Origin of the sequence: Streptomyces sp. NBC_01622, assembly GCF_045209635.1 — a bacterium.
Classification (GTDB): domain Bacteria; phylum Actinomycetota; class Actinomycetes; order Streptomycetales; family Streptomycetaceae; genus Streptomyces.
In genome coordinates this window covers 3,674,840-3,699,545 of record NZ_CP109293.1, presented here as the reverse complement: position 1 = coordinate 3,699,545, position 24,706 = coordinate 3,674,840, and the positions used below count along the sequence as shown (strand labels likewise).

Sequence of the window (24,706 nt, the reverse complement as noted above, 5' to 3'; positions counted from 1 at the left end):
GACTCCTCAGCCGGCGGTGAAGGCGGTGTACTCGTCGGCGGAGAGCAGGTCGCCCGGCTCGTCGGTGATCCGCACCTTGAACAGCCAACCGCCGTCGAACGGCTCGGAGTTGACCAGCGCGGGCTCGTCCACGACGGCCGAGTTGATCTCCACGACCTCACCGCTGACCGGCGCGTACAGATCCGACACCGACTTGGTCGACTCCAACTCGCCGCAGGACTCGCCCGCGGTCACCGCGGTGCCGACCTCGGGGAGCTGGACGTAGACGACATCGCCGAGCGCGTTGGCCGCGAACTCGGTGATGCCGACGGTCGAGACACCGTCGACGGCGGCCGTCAGCCACTCGTGTTCCTTGCTGTACCGCAGATTCTCGGGGTGGTTGCTCATGGCGTGAATTCTCCTGTACGCGGGGGAGTGCTGGTGAAGGGGGGAATGCGGAGGGGATCGTCGAACAGGGGTGATCCGCCCCGGTCACGGACTCGACGCTACGACGACTGTCACTTCTGGCGCTTGTAGAACGGCAGCGCCACGACCTCGTACGGCTCGTGACTGCCCCGGATGTCCACACCGACACCGGCCGTGCCCGGCGCGGAGTGCGCGGCGTCGACGTACGCCATGGCGATGGGCTTGCCCAGCGTGGGGGAGGGGGCGCCGGAGGTGATCTCGCCGATCACCCGGCCGTCGGCGACGACGGAGTACCCGGCGCGCGGGACCCGGCGGCCCTCGGCGACGAGGCCGACCAGGACGCGCGGCGGCTGCGCGGCGGCGCGCTCGGCGGCGGCCTCCAGGGCCGTACGCCCGACGAAGTCGCCGTCCTTCTCGAACTTCACGACCCGGCCGAGCCCGGCGTCGAACGGGGTGAGGGAGGTCGACAGCTCGTGGCCGTACAGCGGCATGCCCGCCTCCAGGCGCAGCGTGTCCCGGCAGGACAGGCCGCAGGGGATCAGCCCGGCCGGCGCCCCGGCCTCGGTCAGCGCCTCCCACAGCTTCTCCGCGTCACCGGGGGAGACGAACAGCTCGAAGCCGTCCTCGCCGGTGTAGCCGGTGCGCGCGATCAGCGCGGGGACGCCCGCGACCGTGCCGGGCAGACCGGCGTAGTACTTCAGGCCGTCGAGGTCGGCGTCCGTCAGCGACTTGAGGATGCCGGGGGACTCGGGGCCCTGGACGGCGAGCAGCGCGTACGCGTCCCGGTCGTCGCGGACCACCGCGTCGAAGTCCTCGGCCCGCTCCACCAGCGAGTCCAGGACAATCTGGGCGTTGGACGCGTTGGCGACGACCATGTATTGAGAAAACGCAGCCTCGGTCTCAGCCAGCCGGTAGACGATCAGGTCGTCGAGGATGCCGCCGTCGGCCCGGCAGATCATGGTGTAGCGGGCCCGGCCGACGCCCACGGAGGCGATGTTGCCGACGAGCGCGTAGTTGAGGAGTGCGGCCGCCTGCGGTCCGGTGACGGTGATCTCGCCCATGTGGGAGAGGTCGAAGAGGCCGGCCTTCGTGCGGACGGCGAGGTGCTCGTCGCGCTCGGAGCCGTAGCGCAGCGGCATGTCCCAGCCGGCGAAGTCGGTCATCGTCGCACCGAGCGAGCGGTGCAGCGCGTCGAGCGCGGTGCGGCGCTTCTCAGGGGTGGCGGTACTGCTCATCGGTCGGTCTCCCAAGGCATGACGGCGAGGTCGTTCCTCCCCATCTGTCATCGGAACCTGAGAGGTTCGCCATGACCGCGCGGGACACGCACGGGACATGGGTTGCACCTTGGGTGGGACCACCGGCGACGGCGGTCCGCTTTTCAGATGTGCCTCGCCCGCGCGGTAACTGGGCCTGAGAGATTCAAGGGAGGGACTTGCTCCTTCGGCGCCCCGGACGTCGTAGGGCAGACGACTGGGGACTCTCCCGCGCGGATTCAAGCGGCCGGTATGCAGTTGGCGCGCACATCATCGCACAGGCTTTGTAACAGGCCTGTGGCCGGAAGCGAACGGAACCGCGAGACACCGTGCATTACCTTCTCTTTACGTTCGTTGGGGAGAACCTTTCCTGACCCCGCAGGGAGGACGATCACGGTGACAAGGACCACGGTGTACGCCACGACCTCGGCCGTAGCGCTGCCCGAGCAGCCCTCGGCCCCGGCCAGGGAGGCATGCCCGGCCCGCCCGGCACCGGTCGTCCGCGACCTCCGCGAGCGCGTCGGCCGCAGCCCGCACGGACTCCGCTTCGGCCCCCGCGACCTGGTCGTGGTCACCGGCCTGCCCGGCAGCGGCAAGTCCACGCTGATGCGGCGCGCGGTGACCGGTGACGGCGTCCGCGTCGACAGCCAGGACGCCCGGGACCGCTGGGACGCCCGGATGTCCCGCATGTCAGGTCTGCTCCCGTACGCGGTGTACCGCCCCCTGGTCCGCCTCGCCCACTACGCCGGACTGCACCGCACCCTGCGCTCCGCGTCCGGAGCAGTCGTGCACGACTGCGGCACCCAGACCTGGGTGCGCGGCTGGCTGGCCCGCGCCGCCCAACGCCGCGGCGGCACCCTGCACCTGGTGTTCCTCGACGTCAGCCCGGACACCGCGCTCGACGGCCAGCGCGAGCGCGGCCGTGGAGTCTCGCGGTACGCGTTCCTGCGCCACCGCCGGGCCGCCGCCCGGCTGTTGCGCGCCGTGGAGCGCGGCGACCTGCCGCACGGCGTGGGCTCGGCGGTCCTCCTGGACCGGGACGCGGCGGACGTGCTGCGCCGGATCGACTTCGCGGACTGAGCCGCTAGCCTTTTCCGTCACAGCACGTTTACAGCAGGCGGTTTCACCAGCAGGCGGTAGGTAGATGGACTTCCCGGCGGACTTCCCCGGTCAGGCGTACCCCCACCCGCATCCGCACGGCGGATGGCCCGGCAACGAGCTGGAGGAGGTGCTCTCGGTCTCCCTCGGCCTGCCCTCGGCCGGCGGCCGGATCATCGAGGTGCTGTCCCGAAGCTTCGTCTGGGTCCCGCTGCCCAGCGGCGGCGGCCCGCACAGCGGACCCCTGGACCTGCCCACGCTGGACATCGACGGGCAGGCCTTCGTCCCGGTCTTCAGCTCCGAGGAGCAGTTCCGCCAGGTCGTCGGCTCGCATCTGTCGTTCACGATCGCGCCCGCGGTGGAGTTCGCCCGCGGACTGCCCCCACAGGTGGGCATCGCGGTGAACCCGGACGGCGTGGTCGGTGTCCCCCTCCCGCCCGCCGCCGTGGCCGAGCTGTGCCGCATCGGCCGTACCGCCCTCGACGGCCCCACCAGCGGCGGCCGGGTCCGCCTCTTCGAACCCGACTGGCAGGACGACCCGGTCGACTTCCTCGCCGCGGCCTCCGCCGAGTTCGCCACCATCGGCGTGGTCGGCACGGCCCGCCGCTGCCTGGCCGCGATCGAGACCGCCGACCCGGTGATGTTCGTAGGCGTCGAACTGACCAACTGGGACGGCGACTTGAGGGCGGCCCCCATGGACGCCCTGTCCCGCGCCCTGACCAGGACCGAGGTCAAATGGCCGGTAAACCTGGTCCTCCTGGACGTCACGCAGGACCCGGTAGCGGAGTGGATGCGCCAGACGGTGCGCCCCTTCTATACACAGGGTCACTAGCAATCTCCGCCCGGGGCAACTACCCCAGGGGCGCGGGGCTGTGTCGATGTGCGGCTCCGCCGCGGGGCGCGACAAGCCACGACGCACCCGCACTCGCCAACGCACACCAGTCCCCCACCCATGGGGCGCTTAAGCTGGACCCCAACGCAGGCCAACCACCAGAAGGGGCGGTACACGTGAGCGCCAGCGGCACCGCGACCGGCCAGGTCGAGCACATGCTGCGCCAGGTGACGCCCGGGCGCTACGACGCCTACGAGGCGCTCCTGCGCGCCCTCGCGACCCCCCGCTCCGGCCAGATCTGGATGCTCCTGTGGCACGGCCAGTCCGGCTCCCCGGACGCCCAGTACGGAAACATGCACGTCGAGGGCTACGGCTACGCCCCCTGCGTCACCTCCGCCCAGGAACTGTCGGCCAGCGGCTGGAACCGCTCCTACGAGGTGGTCGACGGCCTGGACGTGGCCCGGACCCTCTACCCCGACCACTTCGGCCTCTGGCTCAACCCGCACGCCCCCGGCGGCGGCGTCGGCATCCCCTGGCTGGACCTGCGCCGGATCGCCACCGGCCTGGAGCGCCAGCCCGCAGGGCCCCTGCGCCTGACGGAGCCGGCGGTCGAGGTCCCGCAGTTCTACGGCCTGCTCACGCAGAACGCCCACCGTACCCCGGCGGTCCGCACCCTCCGCCGCGCCTGGGTGCAGCCCGCGCTCGGGGCGCCGTATCTCGCGATCGGTCTGGATGTGTACGACACCAGTCCGCCCGCCGTGGACTCGGTGCGCGCGATGATGCAGCAGTCCATCGGCGCGGTCCCGGACGGGCTGCCGGTGTCGACCGTGGCGATGTCCGACGACTACGACCCGGTGGCCCTGTGGCTGCGGGCGAACGCCCGCCCGTTCTACGACCGCGAGGCCCACGCGGCGCCGGCGCAGGTATCGACGCCGGGTGGATACGGCTATCCGCCTCCGCGGTACTGATTCATCGGCGGACGCGCCTGTCGTGACCGTGAAAACGATTGGGCCCGCTCTTTGAAACCGAGCGGGCCCAATCGGGTTTTCGCGCGTGCGCTCGGACCGTCGCGAATTTCTTACTTCGGAGTCGGAGTGCAGGACTAGGCTCACGCCTACCGAGAAGGTGTGGGAGGTCTGGCGCGCTGTGCTGAAGGCCAGGGTGTAGTTCAACGCAGCCCTGGCCGAACTGCTGTTGTACGCGCCGACGCGGGCGCCGAGCGCCGAGTAGTACGGCTTGCCCGCCTTCTTGACCGTGTAGGTGATTTCCCCGCCCGGACAGGACATCGGGCTCTTCGAGCCGAATGTCGCGCCATGATTTCTGTCGCCCGGCAAAAGGTGGCAAGCGGATCCGAATTCTTCCCGCGCCCACCCTCAAGTGACGCTCAAATTCCACCGTCCGTCCTGTGGGTCGGGAGGAAGGCGGGCTTCTTGTCGTGAACTGGACATCGTGGCCTCGCGGCGTGATGTACATCACATCATTTGGGCTTCGTCCTTGGGGTGGTGCCCCTATGGATTTGGTCAAGGGGTGGTCGGGGTTCGTGGTTGGTGGAAGGTGCTGTCGCGGCGCATGGGCGGACGGGACGGCGGTGCCGTCGCCGAGGAGGATGCGGGCTCCGGTCCTGATGCCGGATCTGTAGCTCGGCGATCCGCCGCATCGTCAATCCCGGCAGGTGGGCCATGTGGCATCCCAGGTCACGTGCGACCGCCGACGGCGGGGCCCCGGTCGATGCCGTCCGGCCGACGACGAGGACGCTGCCGTGCTCGGCCTGTGGCTCCGCGAAGACCTCGCGGGGCTTTGGTTCCCTGTTGGGCGGTCCGCGGTCGAAGGATGTCGCCGGTGTCGATCACGCCGTGGTTCGACCTCGGCACCTCCTGACTCGACCCGCGCCGGACCGCAGCCGGCCCGGCTGTGTACGACACCTGTCGGCCCGCCGTGGACTCGGTGCGCGCGATGATGCGGCGGTCCGTCGTGGCGCTGTGGCTGCGGGCGGACGCCCGCCCCGGGCGGGCGGGTACCGCTGCTCACCCGTCCGTGGTGGATACTGACCCGGCGAGTCCTCTTCCCCGCTTCTCCGCAGGATTTACGTCGATGACACATTTCTTCGCGCGTAGATCGCGGTTCAGTGCCCCAAAATGGCGCCGAATCGGTGTTCTGTCCCAACTGCCAGGCGTTCGGGGGGCGTTACCCGTTGTCCGTATAACGGAACCCTCCAGCCCGCATCACGTTTACGCATCCATTCACCGTCAAGTCTGGCAGCAGATCACCAAAGCGTTGAAGACTCCCGCACCAGGGGCCGTTCGCCCCGATGTACGACGGACTGATCATGGCCGCCACAGCGGCAAGTGTGGGCCGGCTACCGCCGGTTGAGAGGGGTCCCTGCCAGATGACGGCACCATTGCACGAGCCGACCGCGGAAGCGGCCCCGAGCGCGGCCGAAGAAGCGGCGGCTGCGACCGTCGGCGACAAGGCCGTGCAGGGACGTTCCCTGGGCCGGATCGCCTGGGAGCGCCTCAAGCGCGACAAACTCGCCCTCACGGGCGGCATCGTCGTGCTTGTCCTCATTCTGGTCGCGGTTTTCGCCCCGATGATCGCCAGCCTGATCGGCCAGGATCCGGACACCTTCCACGAGAGCCTGATCGACCCGCTGTTCGGCACCCCCAAGGGGTCGCTGGGCGGCATCAGCGGCGACCACCTGCTGGGCGTCGAGCCCGTCAACGGCCGCGACATCTTCGCGCGGATCCTCTACGGCTCCAGGATCTCGCTCCTCGTCGGCTTCCTGTCCGCGATCGTCGCCGTCGTGCTCGGCACCGTCCTCGGCATCCTGGCCGGTTTCTTCGGCGGCTGGGTCGACTCGGTGATCAGCCGTGTCATGGACGGTCTGCTGGCCTTCCCGCAGCTGCTCTTTATCATCGCGCTGGTCTCCGTGATGCCGAACGAGATGCTGGGCCTGAGCGGTTCCAGCGTGCGGGTCTTCGTGATGATCCTGGTGATCGGCTTCTTCGGCTGGCCGTACATCGGACGCGTGGTGCGCGGACAGACCCTTTCGATGCGTGAGCGCGAGTACGTCGAGGCCGCCCGCTCGCTGGGTGCCGGACGCTTCTACATCCTGTTCAAGGAACTGCTGCCCAACCTGGTCGCGCCGATCATCGTGTACACGACGATGATGATCCCCACCAACATCCTCACCGAGGCGGCGCTCAGCTTCCTGGGCGTGGGCGTCAAGCCGCCCACGTCCTCCTGGGGACAGATGCTCTCCACCGCGATCGACTACTACGACTCGGACCCCATGTACATGGTCATTCCGGGCGTGGCGATCTTCATCACCGTTCTGGCCTTCAATCTCTTCGGCGACGGCGTGCGGGACGCGCTGGACCCGAAGGCTTCCCGCTGAACCGCATTGCCCCAAGCGTCCCGTGCCATCTACACGGGGTCTCTCATCAAATCCGGAGGATCCGAGATCGTGACTACCCAACGCACCTCAGGGCGGCGTAAGCAGGCGTTTGCCGCTGCTGCCGCGGTCGCCGGCATGCTGGCCTTGGCAGCGTGCGGCGGCGGCAACAGCGACGGCGGCGGTTCGAAGACCGGCGCCGCCGGCTTCGATGCGGCGAACAACAAGGTCGCCCAGGCCTCGCTGGTCAAGAAGGGCGGCGAACTGAAGTTCGTCTCCGCCCAGGACGCCGACTTCTGGGACACCACGCGCGGTTACTACGGCTTCATGTGGGACTTCTCGCGGTACTACAGCCGTCAGCTGCTCACCTACAAGACCGAGCCGGGCGCTGCGGGCGCCGAGCTCACGCCCGACCTGGCCACCGACACGGGGCAGGTCTCGGCCGACGGCAAGACGTACACCTTCCACCTGCGTGACGGGGGCACCTGGGAGGACGGCAAGGCCATAACCTCGCAGGACATCAAGTACGGCATCGAGCGCGTCTGGGCGCAGGACGTGCTGTCCGGCGGTCCGATCTACCTCCAGCAGATGCTCGACCCCAAGGGCACCTACAAGGGTCCCTACAAGGACACCTCGGCGGACAAGCTCGGCCTGAAGGCGATCTCCACGCCCGACGCCAAGACGATCGTCTTCCACCTGCCGACGCCGAACTCGGACTTCAAGGAAGTCCTCGCGATGGTGACGGCGTCCCCGGTCCGCCAGGACAAGGACACCAAGGCGAAGTACACGCTGCACCCGTTCTCCTCCGGCCCGTACAAGTTCCAGTCGTACAGCCCCGGCAAGAAGCTGGTGCTGGTCCGCAACACCAACTGGAAGGCGTCGTCCGACCCGGTGCGCAAGGCGTACCCGGACAAGATCTCGCTGACCATCTCCTCGAACCAGTCCGACATGGACCAGCGTCTGATCAACGGCGACTACGACATCGACGCCGGCCAGACGGGCCTGGGTCCGCAGGGCCGCACCATCGCCCTGAAGGAGCACAAGGCCAACCTGGACAACCCGGTCTCCGGCTTCATCCGGTACGCGGTCTTCCCGCAGAGCGTCAAGCCGTTCGACAACATCGAGTGCCGCAAGGCCGTCATCTACGCGGCCGACCACGTGTCGCTGCAGACCGCGCGCGGTGGCCCGGTCGCCGGTGGTGACATCGGCACCAACATGCTCCCGCCGTCGATCGCCGGTGGCGAGGGCCAGAAGTACGACCCGTACGGGATCGCCGGTGCCAACAAGAACGGCAACGACGACCTCGCCAAGAAGGCGCTGAAGGCCTGCGGCCAGCCGAACGGCTTCAAGACCACCATCGCCGTCCGCAACAACAAGCAGCAGGAGGTGGCCACGGCCACGTCCCTGCAGGAGTCGCTGAAGAAGATCGGCATCCAGGCCGACATCTACCAGTACGACGGTTCGCAGAGCTCCGGCATCATCGGCTCGCCCTCGAACGTCGCGAAGAAGAAGCTCGGCATCATCATCATGGGCTGGGGCCCGGACTTCCCGACCGTCCAGGGCTACGGCATCCCGCTGTGGAGCAGCAACTACATCCTGCAGAGCGGTAACAACAACTTCGCTCTGATCAAGGACAAGACGATCGACGGGCTGTTCGACCAGTACAACACCACGCTGGACGACGCGAAGAAGACCCAGCTCGCCACGGAGATCAACCACAAGGTCAGCGAGGGCGCGTACTACCTGCCCTTCACCTTCGAGCGACTCCTGAACTGGCGCTCCTCGCGTATCGCCAACGTCTACACGACGAACGCGTACAGCGGCTACTACGACTTCGTCAACATCGGTCTGAAGTCCACGAAGTAATCCCGGCACACCCGCCGTACGGCACGAAAGGCAGGTGAAGGCCGGCGCGGCGGGACCGTGGGCCACCGGAAGACCTCCGGTGGCCCCGGTCCCGCAGCGGGCCGTTAGCTGTGCTCGCTTACCTCATCAGGCGGCTGTTCGCCGCCGCAGTGATGCTGGTCGTCATCATCCTGGTGGTCTTCAGCATCTTCTTCCTCGTCCCCAAGTGGGCGGGCGTGGACATCGCCACGAGTTTCGTGGGCAAGCAGGCCGACCCTCATGCCGTAGCGGCGGTGCGGGAGAAGCTGGGTCTGAGCGACCCGATCTTCATCCAGGTCTGGCACTTCTTCAAGGGCATCTTCGTCGGCCGCACCTACTCGGCCGGCGGTGACGTCACCCACTGTGCCGCGCCGTGCTTCGGCTACTCCTTCCGCAGCGAGCAGTCCGTATGGCCGGTGCTCACCGACCGCTTCCCGGTGACCCTGGGTCTCGCGCTCGGTGCCGCCGTGCTGTGGCTGGTCTTCGGTGTCGCGGCGGGTGTGCTCTCCGCGCTCAAGCGGGGCACCGTCTGGGACCGTACGGCCATGGTCGTCGCGCTCGGCGGTGTGTCCCTTCCCATCTACTTCACGGGCCTGCTCTCGCTGGCGATCTTCAGTTACGGGTTGAACTGGATCAACGGGCAGTACGTGCCCCTGGACCAGAGCTTCTCCGGCTGGCTCGGCGGCATGATCCTGCCCTGGATCACGCTCGCCTTCCTCTACGCCGCCATGTACGCCCGCATCACCCGCGCCACCATGCTGGAGATCCTCGGTGAGGACTACATCCGCACGGCACGCGCGAAGGGCCTCAAGGAACAGGTCGTCATCGGCAAGCACGCCATGCGCTCCACGATGACGCCCATCCTGACCATGCTCGGTATGGACCTCGGTGCTCTCATCGGTGGCGCCATCCTGACCGAGACGACGTTCAGCCTGCCCGGCCTCGGTCAGGCGGTGCTCACCGCCATCAAGAACCAGGACCTGCCCATTATTCTGGGCGTCACCCTGATCACTTCTCTCGCGGTGCTGCTTGCCAACCTCGTGGTGGACATCCTGTACGCCGTGATCGACCCCCGAGTGAGGCTCTCATGACGGAACTGAGCAAGACCGGATCGGCCTTGGGCGAGCCCACGAGCGCGTCGCCCGCTCCGACGGCCTTCCTGGAAGTGCGCGACCTGAAAGTGCACTTCCCCACCGACGACGGCCTGGTCAAGTCCGTAGACGGTCTCAGCTTCTCGCTGGAGAAGGGCAAGACCCTCGGCATCGTGGGCGAGTCCGGCTCCGGCAAGTCGGTGACCTCGCTCGGCATCATGGGCCTGCACACCGCCGGCCAGTACGGCAAGCGCAAGGCACAGATCTCCGGCGAGATCTGGCTGGACGGCACCGAGCTGCTGTCCGCCGACCCCGACCACGTGCGCAAGCTGCGCGGCCGGCAGATGTCGATGATCTTCCAGGACCCGCTCTCCGCGCTGCACCCGTACTACACGATCGGCGCGCAGATCGTGGAGGCGTACCGGATCCACCACGACGTCGACAAGAAGACCGCCAAGCGCCGCGCGGTCGAGATGCTCGACCGGGTGGGCATCCCGCAGCCGGACAAGCGGGTGGACAGCTACCCGCACGAGTTCTCCGGCGGTATGCGCCAGCGCGCGATGATCGCGATGTCGCTGGTCAACAACCCCGAGCTGCTGATCGCGGACGAGCCGACGACCGCCCTGGACGTGACCGTCCAGGCGCAGATCCTCGACCTCATCCGGGACCTGCAGAAGGAGTTCGGCTCCGCGGTCATCGTCATCACCCACGACCTGGGCGTCGTCGCCGAACTGGCCGACGACATCCTGGTGATGTACGGCGGCCGCTGCGTCGAGCGGGGACCGGCCGAGGACGTGTTCTACCAGCCCCGGCACCCCTACACCTGGGGCCTGCTCGGCTCGATGCCGCGGCTCGACCGTGAGCAGCAGGACCGTCTGATCCCGGTCAAGGGTTCTCCGCCCTCGCTGATCAACATCCCGTCCGGCTGCGCCTTCAACCCGCGCTGCCCGTACGCGGACGTCCCGAAGGACAACGTCACCCGCACCGTCCGCCCCGAGCTGGCCGAGGTCGGCACCCGGCACTGGGCCGCCTGCCACCTGGGCAAGGAACAGCGGGAGCGTATCTGGACCGAAGAGATTGCGCCGAAGCTGTGAGTGACGACGAGAAAGCGGTGACGATTCCCGCGCAGCCCGACGAGCGGCAGAAGCAGGGCGGGACCCTCACCAAGGACCCGGCCCCCGGCGAGGTCCTGCTGAAGGTGACCGGGCTGCAGAAGCACTTCCCGATCAAGAAGGGCCTGCTGCAGCGGCAGGTCGGCGCCGTGCACGCGGTCGACGGCCTGGACTTCGAGGTCAGGTCCGGCGAGACGCTGGGCGTCGTCGGCGAGTCGGGCTGCGGCAAGTCGACGATGGGCCGGCTGATCACCCGGCTCCTGGAGCCGACCGGCGGCAAGGTCGAGTTCCAGGGCAAGGACATCACGCACCTCGGGGTGAGCGGCATGCGTCCGCTGCGCCGCGACATGCAGATGATCTTCCAGGACCCGTACTCGTCGCTGAACCCGCGCCACACCATCGGCACGATCGTCGGCGCTCCCTTCAAGCTCCAGGGCGTCGAGCCCGAGGGCGGGGTCAAGAAGGAAGTGCAGCGGCTGCTGGAGGTGGTCGGGCTCAACCCCGAGCACTACAACCGCTATCCGCACGAGTTCTCCGGCGGTCAGCGCCAGCGCATCGGCATCGCCCGAGCGCTCGCGCTGAACCCGAAGCTGGTCGTGGCTGACGAGCCGGTGTCCGCGCTCGACGTGTCGATCCAGGCGCAGGTGGTGAACCTGCTGGACGACCTTCAGCAGGAGCTCGGCCTGACGTACGTGATCATCGCGCACGACCTCTCGGTGGTCCGGCACGTTTCGGACCGGATCGCGGTCATGTACCTCGGCAAGATCGTCGAGCTGGCCGACCGCGAGCTGCTGTACAAGGCGCCGATGCACCCGTACACCAAGGCGCTGATGTCGGCGGTGCCGATTCCGGACCCGCGGCGGAAGAACGCGAAGAGCGACCGCATCCTGCTCCAGGGCGATGTGCCCTCGCCGATCTCGCCGCCGAGCGGCTGCCGTTTCCACACCCGGTGCTGGAAGGCGACGCAGATCTGCACGACGACCGAGCCGCCGCTCCTTCAGCTGCAGCCCGGCCAGCAGGTCGCCTGCCACCACCCGGAGAACTTCGCGGACCAGGCACCGCAGGACACGGTCCTGCTGACGGTCGCGAAGGAGGCCGAGAAGCTGCTCGGCGAGACGGCGCTCCAGGAGTCGGCGGAGACGTCTGCTGCGGTGGCGGCCACGCTTTCGGAAGAGGCCGCCGAGCCTGTTTCCGAATCCGCGGAATCCACCGAGCCGGAAGCTTCGGCCGGCGAAGAGAAGTAAGCGGCATCAGGCCGCGCGAACGCCCCTGGCGACCGGTTCAGGTCGCCGGGGGCGTTCGCATGTCGCGGTCAACTACCCTGTGACGCATGGCAAGTTGGTAAAGTCATGTACATGAAATATGGAGCCGCTGCAGAGTCGAGCGTGTCCGACTGATCGGAAACGCACCCGAAGGGACGACTCATGGCACTCTCCCGTTCGGCACGTTTAGGGGCCCTCGCGACCGCGGCGGCCTCTTTTCTTGTCATAGCCGCCTCCTCCGCCCCCACCCCGGGCGCCGACGGCATCGGCGACAGCTACTTCCCGCAACTCGGCAACGGCGGCTTCGACGCCCGGCACTACGCCCTCGACGTGGCCTACAACCCCGACACCGACCGCCTCGACGGCCGTACGACCCTTACCGCCCGCGCCACCCAGAACCTCTCCTCCTTCGACCTGGACCTGCAGAAGTTGGAGGTCACCAAGGTCGAAGTGAACGGCAGACGGGCCCAGTTCACCCGCACCGGCGACGAACTGCGCATCACGCCACGGGACTTCCTCCGCAAGGGCAAGGACTTCACAGTCAGCGTCACCTACGGCGGTGTGCCCGAAGCCCTCAACGGTCCCATCGTGTTCGGCTCCGACTACGGCTGGATGAAGACGACCGACGGAGTCTTCGTCGCCTGCGAACCCAACGCCGCCTCGACCTGGTTCCCCTCCAGCGACCACCCGTCGGACAAGGCCACCTACGACATCCGCATCAAGGCCCCCAAGGGCCTCACCGGAGTCTCCAACGGCCGTCTCGTCTCGACGTACGACAAGGGCGACTCGACGTACACCCACTGGCGGGAGAGCAAGCCGATGGCGACCTATCTCGCCACCGCCACCATCGGGAAGTTCGACGTGAAGACGGGGACGACCCCCGGCGGCACCCCGATCTATGTCGCCATCGACCCGGTTCTCGCCAACAGCAACAGCGTCGACGTGTACGCCGTGACGGCCGCCGCCAGCGACTACTGGTCGCAGGTCTTCGGTCCGTACCCCTTCGAGGAGACCGGCGCGATCGTCGACGACATGACGGAGGCGGGGTTCTCGCTGGAGGTGCAGAGCAAGCCCGCCTACTCGGCCGTGCGCAGCGAGACGACGATCGTGCACGAGCTGGCCCACCAGTGGTTCGGCGACTCCGTGTCGGTCGCGCACTGGAAGGACATCTGGCTCAACGAGGGCTTCGCGACCTACGCCCAGTGGCTGTGGGCCGAGCACCAGGGCACCCGCACCGCGCACGACTCGTTCCTGGCCGGTTACAACTCCCGCCCCGCCGACAGCGCCTTCTGGCAGACCGTCGTGGCGGACCCGCAGCGCGACACGATGTTCGCCTCCGCCGTCTACCAGCGCGGCGCGATGACCCTCCAGATGCTGCGCGAACGCATCGGCGACACCGCGTTCTTCAAGCTGCTGCCGACCTGGACGAAGCTGCACCGCTACGCCAACGCGAGCACCGAGGAGTTCATCAAGCTCGCCGAGAAGATCAGCGGCCAGCAGCTGGACGACCTGTTCCAGACCTGGCTCTACACGACAGGCAAGCCCACCCTGTAACGACCCACGGGTAACAATGTGGGGTGCTTCAGCAACTGTTCAGCCCCTCCGTCCAGCACACGCTCGACCTCGTCGGCATCTTCGTGTTCGCCATCTCCGGCGCGCTGCTGGCCGTCCGCAAGAACTTCGACGTGTTCGGCATCGCCGTGCTCGCCGAGGTCACCGCGCTGGGCGGAGGGCTGTTCCGGGACCTCATAATCGGGGCGGTGCCCCCGGCCGCCTTCACAGACCTGGGGTACTTCATCACCCCGCTCTTCGCCGCGCTCCTGGTCTTCTTCCTCCATCCGCACGTGGAGCGCATCCAGGCCGGCGTCAACGTCTTCGACGCGGCCGGCCTCGGCCTGTTCTGCGTCTCGGGCACGGTGAAGGCGTACGACTACGGGCTCAGCCTCACCTCCTCCGCCGCCCTCGGTCTCGCCACCGCCGTCGGCGGCGGTGTGCTGCGGGACGTCCTCGCCAACGAGACCCCGTCCCTGCTCCGCTGGGACCGCGACCTGTACGCGGTCCCGGCGATCGTCGGCGCCACCATCTCCGTGCTCTGCATCCACTACGACGCGCTGACCCCGCTCACCAGTGGGCTCGCGATCGTCACCGCTTTCGTGTTGCGCCTGCTCGCGATGCGGTTCCACTGGCGAGCTCCGCGTGCGTGGAACCGGCGTTCGACCGTCCGTGAGGAGTAGTGCTCCCGGTCTTCGCGTGCGGACGGTTCTTGCCCATCTCCAGCGTCAGCCAGCGGAACACCGTCTTCACCTGCGGTCGCCACAGCGCCATCGTGTGACCGCCGTCGCTGCGCGGCAGGAACACCGCGTGCACGGTCGTCGGCGCCTCCGCGACCGAGGCCAGGGCGGTGCCCGCCTCGTAGCCGTCGCCGGACTCGCCGGAGATGTACAGCGCGATCGGCGGCGGGGTCTTCTTCGCCTTCAGCAGCAGGTACGGGTTGTTGGCGGCGCGCAGGGCCGGGCTCGCCGCGGCGAGTGAATTGCGTTCCGCGATCGGATCGTTGTAGCCGGACATGCCGACGGCGGCCCGGTAGCGGTCCGGGTGGGCCACCGCGAGCTTGACCGCGCAGTGCGCCCCGGCCGAGTACCCGGCCACCGCCCAGCCCGAAGGGGCGGGCTGGGCGCGGAAGTTGTCCATCACCATCTTCGGTACGTCGACGCTCAGCCAGGTGTCGGCGTTGACCGTGCCGGTGATGTTGGCGCAGCCGGTGTCGACGCCGGCCAGCAGGTTGGTGCGCGGCGCGACCAGGATGAACGGCGCGACCCGCCCGCTCTTCATCAGCGGCAGCAGTTGCTCGGTCGCGTGCAGCGACCCGAACCAGGCCTTCGCCGAGCCGGGATAGCCGGGCAGCAGCTCCACCACCGGGAACTTGTGGTGGCGGTAGGCGGGCTCCTTGTACTGCGGCGGCAGCCAGACGTAGACCTCGGCGTTGACGCCGGACACCTGGCCCTTGAGCTGGGTGACCTCCACGCCGCCGGCCGCGCGCATGCCGGGCCCCTCGGCGGGGGAGAAGTCCTGCTTGACCTTGGGCAGCCGGTTCAGCGAGATGTTGCCGGTGCCGTTCTTACCGAGGTCGGCGGCCTGCTGGACGTGGTTGCCGGTACCGAGGAGGTCGGCCCAGTTGTCGTAGAGGTTGTTCTCGTTGTTGACCATGACGAAGACCAGGGTGACGGCCGTGGCCTGCGCGAACAGCAGCATCAGGGCCCGTGCCGCCACGCGTACGGCCTTGGGGCCGCGCAACCGCGACCACAGCACGAGCGGCAGTATGAGGGCGACGATCGTCAGCACGACGGCGGTGTAGAGGAACGGAGTCCCGGTGAGGCTCATGTCCCCAAAGAGGGGGATCACGGGCCGCGGGTCACGGACGAGTGCGGACACTTACCAAGAAATTGCCGGGGGCTCACCCGAGTGGCCGGTGTTTTCATATGCCCGCAACAACAAAGCTACCGCTTAGTAATCGACTGTTGTACGGTTCATTCATGCGAGAAGCAGCATCCGCACCGGCGGCCACGCGGGCCGTGATCGGTGACAGCGAGTTCGACCGCGACACGGCGGTCACCCGCCGCGCCCCGGGCGTCTACGACATCGACCTCTCGGCCGGCTGGACGATCATCAACGCCGTCAACGGCGGCTATCTCCTCGCCGTCCTCGGCCGCGCCCTCGCGGACGCCCTGCCGCACAGCGACCCGTTCACGATCTCCGCGCACTACCTGACCGCGTCCCAGCCGGGCCCGGCGGTCGTCCGCACGGGCGTGGTCCGCACCGGCCGCACCCTCTCCACCGGCCAGGCCTCCCTCTTCCAGTACGACGACCAGGGCCGCGAGGTGGAACGCATCCGCGTCCTCGCCTCCTACGGCGACCTGGACGCGCTCCCGGACGACGTCCGCACTACGGCTCGCCCGCCCGCGATTCCGCCGATGGACCAGTGCTTCGGCCCGGAGGACGGGCCCGCCCCCGTCTCCGGCAGCTCGGCGATCACCGACCGCCTGATGCTCAAGCTGGACCCGTCCACCCTCGGCTGGGCCCTGGGCGCCCCCTCCGGCAAGGGCGAGATGCGCTCCTGGTTCGGCCTCGCGGACGGCCGCGACGCGGACCCCCTCTCCCTCCTCCTCGCGGTGGACGCGCTGCCCCCGACCGCCTTCGAGATCGGCCTCAAGGGCTGGGTCCCCACGGTCGAACTCACCGTCCACGTCCGCTCCCGCCCGGCCCCGGGCCCCCTCCGCGTCTCCATCACCACCCGCAACCTGGCCGGCGGCTTCCTGGAGGAGGACGCCGAGGTCTGGGACAGCACGGACCGACTGGTCGCCCAGTCACGGCAGTTGGCGCGGGCGAGACTGGGCTGACGGACTTCCGTTCCGGGGGGAGACCGCCAACTCCGGGCAGGATTCGGCCACATCGGGGCAACGGGCGCGTGCCGGGTCGGTTCCCCGGGTCCGCATGCGCGCCGCGGCCGTCGACGGGCCGATGACGAAGGCGCACGACGGGGCCCTGGCCCGCGTCCCACTCGCCTGGCGGGCCGCCGACTGCGGGTAGGGGGCGGCTCTTTCCGGGGGCGGGTGTGTCGAGCCGGCGCCCGGCCGTCGGTGCGCCACAGCCGATCGCCCGGCCTGCGCCGGGCTCGGCCGGCCGGCCCGGGTTCCGGGTCGGCCGCCGACTGCTGGTGGAGGGCGGCTCCTTCGGGGGTCGGCCGTGCCGGCGGGAAGAGGGCTCGCCGGGGTCGCAGGTGTGGATCGTGATCGCCGTGGCCGCGTGTTCGATCCGCGGCCACCTCCGGTGAGGACAGCGGGGCGCGGCCCGTCGGACTTGGCCGAGCAGGCGTCGTCCCCGCTCGGCCCCAACTGCCGGTAGGCGCACGCTCGCGTCAGACTCGGCCGACCGGCTTCCGTCCCAGCCAAGCCGCCAACTGCCCGTAGGCGTCCGCCTTTTCGGGTACCGGCTGTGCCGAGTCGAAGGGGGTGTCCGCGTCCCGCTGCTCGTCCGGCAGGACCCGGCGGGCGATGGTGAGGGCGAACTCGGCCAGTTCCGGGTCGAGTTCGAGGGGGTGGCCGAGGGCCTCGGAGAGGTCCCAGGTGTGGGTGACGTTCTCCATGAGGTAGCCGGAGAGGGCTGCACGGCCCGGTGCCTCGCCCCACGGGACCCGCACCGGCGCGTCCAGCCGGGCGTCGTCCGCCCAGGCCTTGAGGACCCGGACGCGGGCCTCGTCGTACGCGGCCGGCCAGCCCTCGTCGGTGACACCGTCCACGAAGGGGTGCACGGCCATGCCGTCGCCGCCCTCGCCGACCGTCGCGATGCGCAGGGTGCCGCCGACGAGATGGCTCAGCAGGGTCCGTACGTCGAACTCGGCGCACGGGGTGGGACCGGCCAGCTGTTCCGGTCGTACCGTCCTGATCAGCGCGGCGGCCTGCTCGGTGGCGCGGGTGTAGAGGGGGCGGGGGTCCGTGGTGTTTGTGTTCATGGCGCCGATGCTGGACCCATAACCTGACAGATTCCGTCAGCATTTGCGCGGGCTTTCCGGGCGGCGGATCCTGGGGGAGTGAAGGCCGACCGACTCCTCTCGATCCTGCTGCTTCTGCAGACCCGGGGCCGGGTCCCCGCGCACGAACTCGCCGACCGGCTGGAGGTGTCGGTGCGGACCATCTACCGGGACGTCGAGGCGCTGTCCGCCTCCGGGGTGCCGGTGTACGCCGAGCGCGGGCGGCACGGCGGCATCGAGCTGCTCGCCGGGTTCCGTACCGACGTCACGGGACTGACCGCCGACGAGTCGCGCGCCCTGTTCATCCTGGCCGCGCAGGGCGCCCACGCGGCGCTCGGCCTCGACGCCGCGCTCGGTTCCGCGCTGCGCAAGGTGATGGCCGCGCTGCCCGCGCCGTACCGCCCGGCCGCCGAGGTGACCTCCCGGCGCATCCTCGTCGACGCCACCCGCTGGAAGGGCGGGCCCCAACCCGCCGTGGACCTGGACGTGTTGCAGGACGCGGTCTTCGCCGACCGGCGGCTGCGGCTGCGCTACCGGCACAGCGGCGCCAAGGAGCCGAGCACCTACACCGTCGACCCCTACGGCCTGGTCTCCAAGGCGGGCGTCTGGTACCTGGTCGCCGACCGCCGCGCGAGACCCCGCCTCTTCCGCGCGGAGCGCGTGCACTCGGCCGCCCTCCTGTCCGACCCGGTGAAGCGCCGCCCGGGCGTCGAACTCGCCGACGCCTGGGAGGAGTTGCGCCGCCAGGTCGAGGAACGCCCCGGCGGACTCGACGTCACCGTCCGGGTCCGCCGCTCCCGCCTCGACATGTTCCTGCGCCTCAACGCCTCCTCGCTGGCCGAACTCCCCGAGGACGAGGGGGAGAACGAGTGGGTGACGGTCCGGCTGTCCTACGGCTTCGTCCGCGAGGCGCGTCAACTGCTCCAGTTCGCCGACGCGTTGGAGGTCGTATCGCCGCCCGAAGTACGCGCGGAAGTGATCGCGGCGGCTGCTTCTGTCACGGAGCTGTACCAGCGAGTAAGCGGGCCGTCCTCGTGAACTCGCAGGTCAGAGCCTTCACTTGGGCTGTCCTTTACTCGACGCACAGGGTGAGGACAGGGCGCCGACAAGGAAGCCCTAAGGGGCGTTGATTGAGTTCCCGCCACAAGGCATCCTCATCGTTTTTGGAGCTGTTTCTCATGAAGCGTGCGCGTCTCCTCCCCGCAGTGGCCCTGCTGGCGCTCTCGCCCCTGGCCCTGGCGGCCTGCGGGTCGAGCGACTCCTCGTCGTCCTCCGGCAGCGGCAACTCCGGCTCCACACAGTCCTGTTCCGCGCCCACCGGCAACGCCACGGCGCGGCCCAGCGGTGCCCCGTCCGGCGCCCCCTCCGGTGCGCCCACGGGTGCCGCGGCCTCGGGTCGGCCGACGGGCGCGCCGACCGGCAATGCCTCCGGCATGCCGTCCGGCGGTCCCGGTGGTGGAGGCGGCCAGGGCGGCGGCCCTGGCGGCGGGTGTGGCGGAGGTCCGGGCGGCGGCCAGATGAGCGGGGCTCCGCAGCAGGGCTGACCGCGCTCCGCACGACAGGGGCGGCGCACCCGTACACCGGGAGCGCCGCCCCTGTCGTACGTCCGTGGCCGGTGCCGTCTCAGCCGAGCCAGTGCCGGCGGCCGACGCTGATCAACCGCATCTGGCGGGTGGCCAGTTGGGTCACCCGCTCGCGCTCGTGCTCGTCGTCGGAGGTCTCCAGCGCCTCCAGGAAGAGCGAGGCCGTGATGAGCATCTGGTCGACGTAGAGGTGGGCCAGCATCAGCAGGTCGGAGTCGTTCCAGCCGCTGGACTCCGGGTCCTTGGCGAGTTCGGCCTTCACCTCCTGGGCGAACCGGGCGAGTTGGTCCCGGATGGCCTCCCGCACCGGCTGCACCCCGCCGTGCCGCTCGCGCGCGAGGAAGCGGACATGGGCCGGGTGGGCGTCCACATGGTCGGCGATCAACCGGACGGCGCGCACGATGCGTTGGTCGCTGTCCTCCGCCGTAGCCACCGTCTGCCGGATCATCGGGTGCAGACTGCCGAGCGCCTCCTCGACGAGCGCCACCCCGAGGTCGGCCGTGGAGCGGAAGTGCCGGTAGAAGGCGGTCGGGGCGACGCCCACGGCGCGGGTGACCTCGCGCAGGCCCAGGCTGCTCAGGCTCTGCTCCTCCAGCAGCCCCAACGCGGCGTCCAGCAACGCCTGCCGGGTCTTCTGCTTCTGTACCTGCCGGATGCCGAGGGTGTGACTCATGTCATCCAGTTAACAACTGTTCTCCGGAATTGAAAAGCCGACGAAGGCGCTAGACTCAAAGTCAGTGAACAAGTGTTACTACAACCGTTCACTGAAACGTAACGAGAGTCTTCGCACGTCATCTCGGAGGGGGATTCATCCCATGCTGGTCCTCGTCGCAGCGCTCCTGCTGTTCGGCGTCGTGATGGGCACCGTGGCCCACGCGTCGTTCGCCTTCACCGCCGTCGCCGCCACCGTCATCGCCGTATGGCTGGGCGTCTTCGCGCTCCGCGAGCGGCACGGCCGCCGGAGCCGTACGTCCGCCAACTGACCGCCCGTCCATCCGCCCACCCGATCCTCGGGAGCCGAACCACCATGCAACTCACCGCACCGGCAACCAGCAGCAGCACCGACTTCAAGGCCACCGGCCGCCGCGACGCCGACGGCATGGCCGTCGCGTCCTTCATCCTCGGCCTCGTCGGCCTGCTCGTCCTCAACGTCTTCCTCGGCCCGATCGCCATCGCCCTGGCCGGCGCGGCCCTGTGGCGCGGCACCGCCCGCCGCGGCCGGGCCCTCCTCGGCCTCGGACTCGGCATCGCCGATCTGCTGGTCCTCGTCGCCTTCATGCAGCTGGACAGCACCGTCTCCTGGAGCTTCTAGCGCTGCCCGCCCCTTCGGGGTGCCCGCCGGGGACCGTAGAATCGGCGGCACCATGGCATACCTCGACCACGCCGCGACCACCCCGATGCTTCCCGAGGCAGTCGAGGCGATGACGGCCCACCTGAGCATCACGGGCAACGCCTCCTCCCTCCACGCTTCCGGCCGCAAGGCCCGCCGTACGGTCGAAGAGTCTCGGGAGACCCTCGCCGAAGCGCTCGGCGCCCGCCCCAGCGAGGTGGTCATCACCTCCGGCGGCACCGAGGCCGACAACCTCGCGGTGAAGGGCCTGTACTGGTCCCGCCGCGACGCCGACCCGGCCCGCACCCGGGTCCTGGCCAGCCCCGTCGAGCACCACGCGGTCCTGGACGCCGTCCACTGGCTGGGCGAGCACGAGGGCGCCACCGTCGAGTACCTCCCGGTCGACTCCTACGGCCGTGTCCACCCCGAGGTGCTGCGCGAGGCCATCGCCCGCAACCCCGACGACGTGGCCCTGGCCACCGTGATGTGGGCCAACAACGAGATCGGTACGGTCCTGCCGGTCCGTGAACTCGCCGACGTGGCCCAGGAGTTCGGCGTACCGCTGCACGCCGACGCGGTGCAGGCCTTCGGCCAGGTCCCGGTCGACTTCGCCGCCTCCGGCCTCGCCGCGATGACGGTCTCCGGCCACAAGATCGGGGGACCGTATGGCATCGGTGCCCTGCTCCTGGGCCGCGAGTACACCCCCGTACCCGTCCTGCACGGCGGCGGCCAGGAACGCCATGTCCGCTCCGGCACCCTCGACGTCCCCGCGATCGCCTCCTTCGCGGTCGCCGGCCGCCTCGCCGCCGAACAGCGCGAGTGGTTCGCCCGCGAGATCGGCGCCCTCCGCGACGACCTCGTCACGGCCGTCCGTACGGCGGTCCCGGACGCGATCCTCGGCGGTGACCCGGTGGACCGGCTGCCGGCCAACGCCCACTTCACGTTCCCCGGCTGCGAGGGCGACTCGCTGCTGTTGCTGCTGGACGCCCAGGGCATCGAGTGCTCCACCGGCTCGGCCTGCACGGCGGGCGTCGCCCAGCCCAGCCATGTCCTGCTCGCCACCGGCACCGACCCGGACCTGGCCCGAGGCACCCTGCGCTTCTCGCTGGGCCACACCTCCACGGAGGCCGACGTGGAGGCCGTCGCGAAGGCGATCGCCCCGGCGGTGGAACGGGCCCGCGCCGCCGGGCTGACCTGATCTGCCTTTACATGCGAAGAACCGGGGAGAGTCCGCCGACTCTCCCCGGTGACAGGTGTCCGGCGTCCACGGGGGAGGCCGACGCCGGACAGGCTCTAGTCGTCCGTCGCGCTCGCGCTGGCGGTCGCCGTGGCGGTGGAGTCGTCCGTCGCGGTCGCGGAGGCGCTCGCACTCGCGGAGGCGCTCGCACTCGCGGAGGCGCTCGCGCTGGCCGTCGCCGTGGAGTCGTCCGTGTCGGTCGTGGTGGTGCTCGTATCGTCGCCCGTCACCATGAGGGAGGCCATCATGCCCTCGTCCTCGTGCTGCAGGAGATGGCAGTGGAGCATGTACATGTAGGTGTCGTCGGAGAAGTCGGTGAACTCCATGGCGATCTTGATCGAACCGCCACCGACCACCTCGTAGGTGTCGTACCAGCCGAGCTGGACCCCGGTGGGATCCTCGCCGTTGACGGAGATCAGCTGATAGGGCACGTCGTGCAGGTGGAACGAGTGCTCCAGCTGGGTGGAGTTCTGGATCGTCCAGATCTCCTTGGAGCCGAGCGTCGTACTGATCATCGCCATCGCGGCCATGGTCGTGCCCGCCGATCCGTCGATCAGCATGGTGGCGCCGTTCTGGCCCAGGGTGATCGTCCGGGCGGTGAAGTCGCTCGTGTCGTACCGGTCGATGGTGTTGAGGGTGCTGGGCAGGTCGTCCGGGGTGTCGGAGCCGCTGGCCGTGATCGCGAGGAAGTCGTACGTGCCGCTGCCGCCGCGGATCCACCCGGTGGTGATCACGGCCTGCAGGGTGGCGTCCGCGGTGAGGTCCATGGTGAATTCGGCACGGGCGCCGGCCACCAGGCGGATCGTGGTCACCTCGGTGGCCTCGGTCAGATAGCCCTGGTCGGTGCTGATCTGGGTGAGGGTGCCGCCGTCGCTGCGCTGGATCACGATGATGTCGGACGGCGAGGCGTTCAGCGCGCGGAACCGGGTCCGCGTCTTGGTGGCGGTGAAACCGAGTGTGGTGGAGTCCACGTTGGTGCCGTTGACCAGGAGGGGGAAGGTGGTCGTGCTCAGCCGGTAGCCGGCCGCGTCGTACTTGATGTCTCCGTCGGTGTCCACGGCGAGGGACTGGAAGATGAGCGGGATGTCGTCGACGCCGTAGTCGCTGGGCAGCGCGGCCGACGCGTCCGTGGAGTCCTCGACGATGATCATCCCGGCCAGGCCGTGCACGGCCTGCTTGGCGGTGGTGCCCAGGGCGTGCGGGTGGTACCAGAGCGTGGTGGCCGGGTCCTTGACCGTGAACGTGGGGGACCAGGTCTCGCCGTCGGCGAAGGCGACCTGCGGGCCGCCGTCCATCTTGGCCGGGACGTGGGCGCCGTGGAAGTGGACCGTCGTGTCCTCACCGATGTCGTTGGTGATGTTGAGGAGGACCACGTCGCCGTTGGTCCACTTCATGGTCGGGCCCAGGAAGTCCTGGTTGTAGCCCATCGTGGTGCTGGTGACGCCCGAGATCACCTCGTGGGTGCCGGACTTGGCCTCCAGCGTGAACGTGGTGACACCGCTGGAGGTGGTGCCCTCCAGCAGGTCCGGGATGGTGAGGGTGGAGTCGGCGGCGGACGCCTTGTTCTTCGCCGCGTCGTTCAGCAGGGAGAAGGCACCTCCGGCGGCGGCCACCGCCGCGATGCCGGCCCCGGCCATTCCGCCGAGGAACTTGCGCCGGTGCAGACCCTTGCTCCGGGCCGCACTGCCCTTGCTGTGCTCGCGCTTCTCGGCCGTGGACTTGCGGTGGTTGCCCTTGCTGTCGCTGCTTGCTTCGGACGCGGGCTCGCTGGTGTGTGTCATGGCGCCAGAGATTTGACCTAAGGCCTGTGTAAAAACTGAGCAGCAGTTAGCAGTGAGCAGGGCAGTCTGTGAAAGGTGAGCGTGCACGATCCCTTCACAACTCCCCTGCAACGCAAGGTGAGTTGGCGTACCCCAGGTCACATCCCGAGCGGGGGACGCATCGGACACCGCCGTGACTGAAACGACTCATAGCCAAAGCCGCGTGTGACCCGAGTCACACCCCTGTCCGGTGTGCCCGCCTTACGAGCGCCATGTACCGGTCCCAGTCCCAGTACCGCCCGGGGTCCGTGTGATCGGTCCCAGGCACCTCCACGTGCCCGATGACGTGCTTGCGGTCGACCGGGATTCCGTAGCGCCGGCATATCCCGGCCGTCAGCCGCGCGGAGGCCGCGTACATCGTGTCGGTGAACGACGAGGCCTCCTCCACGAAGCCCTCGTGCTCGATGCCGACACTGCGTTCGTTGTACTCCCGGTTGCCCGCGTGGAAGGCCACGTCCAGCTCGCGGATCATCTGCGTGATGTGCCCGTCCTTGCGCACGATGTAGTGCGCCGCCGCCCCGTGCGCGGGGTCCTGGAAGACCTTCACCGCGCTGCGGAAGCTGCCCTGGGTGACATGGATGACCACCCGGTCTATCGCGTAGTCGTCCGGCCGGTCCGCCCGCCGGTAGTTCGCCGAGGACGCCGACACCCACTGCGCGCCCCGGAAGTCCACCGCGCCCGCCACCCGCGGCTTCTCCACCCCCGGCAGCCGCCACCACAGCCGCGCCAGCTCGTCCCGCGCCAGCGCAGCCGTCCCCACGGCGGCCGCGGCACCGCCGATCAGCAGCGCCCGCCGCCCCGTGACTCCTCGCGCGGTCCCCGTGTGCCCGCCCTGTGTCTCCCCCATGCGATCTTCAACGGATACTCGCGGGTCCCGGTTC

The 24,706-nt window shown here is 69.3% G+C and carries 23 protein-coding genes, 1 pseudogene and 1 riboswitch; of the genes and pseudogenes, 17 read left to right on the top strand and 7 right to left on the bottom strand.

Features of this window, described 5'->3' with window-relative positions; all coding sequences use genetic code 11:
- Window positions 1-6: 6 nt before the first annotated feature.
- Both gcvH and gcvT read right to left on the bottom strand, forming a co-directional pair.
- On the bottom strand, window positions 7-387 hold the full coding sequence (gcvH, locus tag OH768_RS16420) for a glycine cleavage system protein GcvH (protein ID WP_406454294.1): 381 nt from the start codon (window positions 385-387) through the stop codon (window positions 7-9).
- A gap of 110 nt (window positions 388-497) precedes the next feature.
- The gene (gene gcvT, locus OH768_RS16415; RefSeq protein ID WP_406454292.1) at window positions 498-1,640 is read right to left on the bottom strand and encodes a glycine cleavage system aminomethyltransferase GcvT; all 1,143 of its coding nucleotides are present in this window, start codon (window positions 1,638-1,640) and stop codon (window positions 498-500) included.
- A 153-nt stretch (window positions 1,641-1,793) separates the two neighbouring features.
- Window positions 1,794-1,900: riboswitch (glycine riboswitch) on the bottom strand.
- Window positions 1,901-2,048: 148 nt separating this feature from the next.
- On the opposite strand from gcvT, the gene OH768_RS16410 reads away from it, so the two are divergent.
- The 11 genes and pseudogenes from OH768_RS16410 (at window position 2,049) to OH768_RS16360 (ending at window position 14,562) form a co-directional block, all read left to right on the top strand.
- The gene (locus OH768_RS16410; RefSeq protein ID WP_406465298.1) at window positions 2,049-2,738 is read left to right on the top strand and encodes an AAA family ATPase; all 690 of its coding nucleotides are present in this window, start codon (window positions 2,049-2,051) and stop codon (window positions 2,736-2,738) included.
- A gap of 64 nt (window positions 2,739-2,802) precedes the next feature.
- Window positions 2,803-3,588: an enhanced serine sensitivity protein SseB gene (locus OH768_RS16405; protein WP_406454290.1), complete on the top strand. Its 786-nt coding sequence runs from the start codon at window positions 2,803-2,805 to the stop codon at window positions 3,586-3,588.
- A 176-nt stretch (window positions 3,589-3,764) separates the two neighbouring features.
- Window positions 3,765-4,556 carry an enhanced serine sensitivity protein SseB C-terminal domain-containing protein gene (locus OH768_RS16400; RefSeq protein ID WP_406454288.1) on the top strand — a complete coding sequence of 264 codons (792 nt, stop codon included), beginning with the start codon at window positions 3,765-3,767 and terminating at the stop codon, window positions 4,554-4,556.
- 928 nt (window positions 4,557-5,484) lie between these two features.
- Window positions 5,485-5,592: pseudogene (locus tag OH768_RS16395) on the top strand (enhanced serine sensitivity protein SseB); the annotation flags it as partial.
- A 382-nt stretch (window positions 5,593-5,974) separates the two neighbouring features.
- Window positions 5,975-6,982, top strand: a complete 1,008-nt coding sequence (locus OH768_RS16390; protein WP_406454286.1) for an ABC transporter permease — start codon at window positions 5,975-5,977, stop codon at window positions 6,980-6,982.
- A gap of 69 nt (window positions 6,983-7,051) precedes the next feature.
- A complete protein-coding gene (locus OH768_RS16385; protein ID WP_406454284.1) occupies window positions 7,052-8,845 on the top strand; it encodes an ABC transporter substrate-binding protein in 1,794 nt (597 codons plus the stop codon).
- Between the two features lie 110 nt (window positions 8,846-8,955).
- The gene (locus tag OH768_RS16380; protein ID WP_406454282.1) at window positions 8,956-9,954 is read left to right on the top strand and encodes an ABC transporter permease; all 999 of its coding nucleotides are present in this window, start codon (window positions 8,956-8,958) and stop codon (window positions 9,952-9,954) included.
- Window positions 9,951-11,048, top strand: coding sequence for an ABC transporter ATP-binding protein (locus OH768_RS16375; RefSeq protein WP_406454280.1), 1,098 nt, complete (start codon window positions 9,951-9,953; stop codon window positions 11,046-11,048). Before OH768_RS16380 ends, OH768_RS16375 begins: the two co-directional genes overlap by 4 nt.
- The gene (locus OH768_RS16370; protein ID WP_406454278.1) at window positions 11,045-12,310 is read left to right on the top strand and encodes an ABC transporter ATP-binding protein; all 1,266 of its coding nucleotides are present in this window, start codon (window positions 11,045-11,047) and stop codon (window positions 12,308-12,310) included. The genes OH768_RS16375 and OH768_RS16370 overlap by 4 nt, the downstream gene beginning before the upstream one ends.
- Window positions 12,311-12,658: 348 nt before the next feature.
- Complete coding sequence (locus OH768_RS16365) at window positions 12,659-13,882, top strand: M1 family metallopeptidase (protein WP_406465296.1); 1,224 nt, start codon at window positions 12,659-12,661, stop codon at window positions 13,880-13,882.
- Between the two features lie 23 nt (window positions 13,883-13,905).
- On the top strand, window positions 13,906-14,562 hold the full coding sequence (locus OH768_RS16360; RefSeq protein ID WP_406454276.1) for a trimeric intracellular cation channel family protein: 657 nt from the start codon (window positions 13,906-13,908) through the stop codon (window positions 14,560-14,562).
- On the opposite strand, the gene OH768_RS16355 is transcribed toward OH768_RS16360, so the two are convergent.
- A complete protein-coding gene (locus OH768_RS16355) occupies window positions 14,471-15,709 on the bottom strand; it encodes an alpha/beta hydrolase (RefSeq protein ID WP_406454274.1) in 1,239 nt (412 codons plus the stop codon). The two genes, OH768_RS16360 and OH768_RS16355, sit on opposite strands and share 92 nt — an antisense overlap.
- Window positions 15,710-15,861: 152 nt before the next feature.
- Here OH768_RS16355 and OH768_RS16350 point away from each other — a divergent pair, with 152 nt between their 5' ends.
- Complete coding sequence (locus OH768_RS16350) at window positions 15,862-16,725, top strand: thioesterase family protein (RefSeq protein ID WP_406454272.1); 864 nt, start codon at window positions 15,862-15,864, stop codon at window positions 16,723-16,725.
- 518 nt (window positions 16,726-17,243) lie between these two features.
- Here the strand turns inward: OH768_RS16350 and OH768_RS16345 are convergent.
- Window positions 17,244-17,837, bottom strand: a complete 594-nt coding sequence (locus tag OH768_RS16345) for a TIGR03086 family metal-binding protein (RefSeq protein ID WP_406454270.1) — start codon at window positions 17,835-17,837, stop codon at window positions 17,244-17,246.
- Between the two features lie 78 nt (window positions 17,838-17,915).
- On the opposite strand from OH768_RS16345, the gene OH768_RS16340 reads away from it, so the two are divergent.
- Complete coding sequence (locus OH768_RS16340; protein WP_406454268.1) at window positions 17,916-18,893, top strand: helix-turn-helix transcriptional regulator; 978 nt, start codon at window positions 17,916-17,918, stop codon at window positions 18,891-18,893.
- A gap of 140 nt (window positions 18,894-19,033) precedes the next feature.
- Window positions 19,034-19,399, top strand: coding sequence for a hypothetical protein (locus tag OH768_RS16335; RefSeq protein WP_359609405.1), 366 nt, complete (start codon window positions 19,034-19,036; stop codon window positions 19,397-19,399).
- 79 nt (window positions 19,400-19,478) lie between these two features.
- Here OH768_RS16335 and OH768_RS16330 read toward each other — a convergent pair whose 3' ends face one another.
- Entirely contained in the window at window positions 19,479-20,111 is a 633-nt protein-coding gene (locus tag OH768_RS16330; RefSeq protein WP_406454266.1) for a TetR family transcriptional regulator, read from the bottom strand.
- Between the two features lie 142 nt (window positions 20,112-20,253).
- Here OH768_RS16330 and OH768_RS16325 point away from each other — a divergent pair, with 142 nt between their 5' ends.
- The 3 genes from OH768_RS16325 to OH768_RS16315 are packed head-to-tail and all read left to right on the top strand — an operon-like array spanning window position 20,254 to window position 21,966.
- Entirely contained in the window at window positions 20,254-20,421 is a 168-nt protein-coding gene (locus tag OH768_RS16325; RefSeq protein ID WP_388107212.1) for a hypothetical protein, read from the top strand.
- Window positions 20,422-20,465: 44 nt separating this feature from the next.
- Window positions 20,466-20,750: a DUF4190 domain-containing protein gene (locus OH768_RS16320; RefSeq protein ID WP_406454264.1), complete on the top strand. Its 285-nt coding sequence runs from the start codon at window positions 20,466-20,468 to the stop codon at window positions 20,748-20,750.
- A gap of 52 nt (window positions 20,751-20,802) precedes the next feature.
- Window positions 20,803-21,966 carry a cysteine desulfurase family protein gene (locus OH768_RS16315; protein ID WP_406454262.1) on the top strand — a complete coding sequence of 388 codons (1,164 nt, stop codon included), beginning with the start codon at window positions 20,803-20,805 and terminating at the stop codon, window positions 21,964-21,966.
- Between the two features lie 95 nt (window positions 21,967-22,061).
- Here the strand turns inward: OH768_RS16315 and OH768_RS16310 are convergent, their stop codons facing one another.
- Complete coding sequence (locus OH768_RS16310; protein WP_406454261.1) at window positions 22,062-23,786, bottom strand: multicopper oxidase family protein; 1,725 nt, start codon at window positions 23,784-23,786, stop codon at window positions 22,062-22,064.
- A gap of 214 nt (window positions 23,787-24,000) precedes the next feature.
- Entirely contained in the window at window positions 24,001-24,672 is a 672-nt protein-coding gene (locus tag OH768_RS16305; protein WP_406454259.1) for an N-acetylmuramoyl-L-alanine amidase, read from the bottom strand.
- Window positions 24,673-24,706: the final 34 nt, after the last annotated feature.

Excerpts from the sequence above, each read along its gene's own strand:
- OH768_RS16310 (WP_406454261.1), bottom strand. The coding sequence starts at position 23,786 with ATGACACACACCAGCGAGCCCGCGTCCGAAGCAAGCAGCGACAGCAAG.
- OH768_RS16375 (WP_406454280.1), top strand. The coding sequence starts at position 9,951 with ATGACGGAACTGAGCAAGACCGGATCGGCCTTGGGCGAGCCCACGAGC.
- OH768_RS16390 (WP_406454286.1), top strand. The coding sequence starts at position 5,975 with ATGACGGCACCATTGCACGAGCCGACCGCGGAAGCGGCCCCGAGCGCG.
- OH768_RS16330 (WP_406454266.1), bottom strand. The coding sequence starts at position 20,111 with ATGAGTCACACCCTCGGCATCCGGCAGGTACAGAAGCAGAAGACCCGG.
- OH768_RS16405 (WP_406454290.1), top strand. The coding sequence starts at position 2,803 with ATGGACTTCCCGGCGGACTTCCCCGGTCAGGCGTACCCCCACCCGCAT.
- gcvT (WP_406454292.1), bottom strand. The coding sequence starts at position 1,640 with ATGAGCAGTACCGCCACCCCTGAGAAGCGCCGCACCGCGCTCGACGCG.
- OH768_RS16345 (WP_406454270.1), bottom strand. The coding sequence starts at position 17,837 with ATGAACACAAACACCACGGACCCCCGCCCCCTCTACACCCGCGCCACC.
- OH768_RS16305 (WP_406454259.1), bottom strand. The coding sequence starts at position 24,672 with ATGGGGGAGACACAGGGCGGGCACACGGGGACCGCGCGAGGAGTCACG.
- OH768_RS16355 (WP_406454274.1), bottom strand. The coding sequence starts at position 15,709 with ATGAGCCTCACCGGGACTCCGTTCCTCTACACCGCCGTCGTGCTGACG.
- OH768_RS16325 (WP_388107212.1), top strand. The coding sequence starts at position 20,254 with ATGCTGGTCCTCGTCGCAGCGCTCCTGCTGTTCGGCGTCGTGATGGGC.
- OH768_RS16315 (WP_406454262.1), top strand. The coding sequence starts at position 20,803 with ATGGCATACCTCGACCACGCCGCGACCACCCCGATGCTTCCCGAGGCA.
- OH768_RS16335 (WP_359609405.1), top strand. The coding sequence starts at position 19,034 with ATGAAGCGTGCGCGTCTCCTCCCCGCAGTGGCCCTGCTGGCGCTCTCG.
- OH768_RS16320 (WP_406454264.1), top strand. The coding sequence starts at position 20,466 with ATGCAACTCACCGCACCGGCAACCAGCAGCAGCACCGACTTCAAGGCC.
- OH768_RS16350 (WP_406454272.1), top strand. The coding sequence starts at position 15,862 with ATGCGAGAAGCAGCATCCGCACCGGCGGCCACGCGGGCCGTGATCGGT.
- gcvH (WP_406454294.1), bottom strand. The coding sequence starts at position 387 with ATGAGCAACCACCCCGAGAATCTGCGGTACAGCAAGGAACACGAGTGG.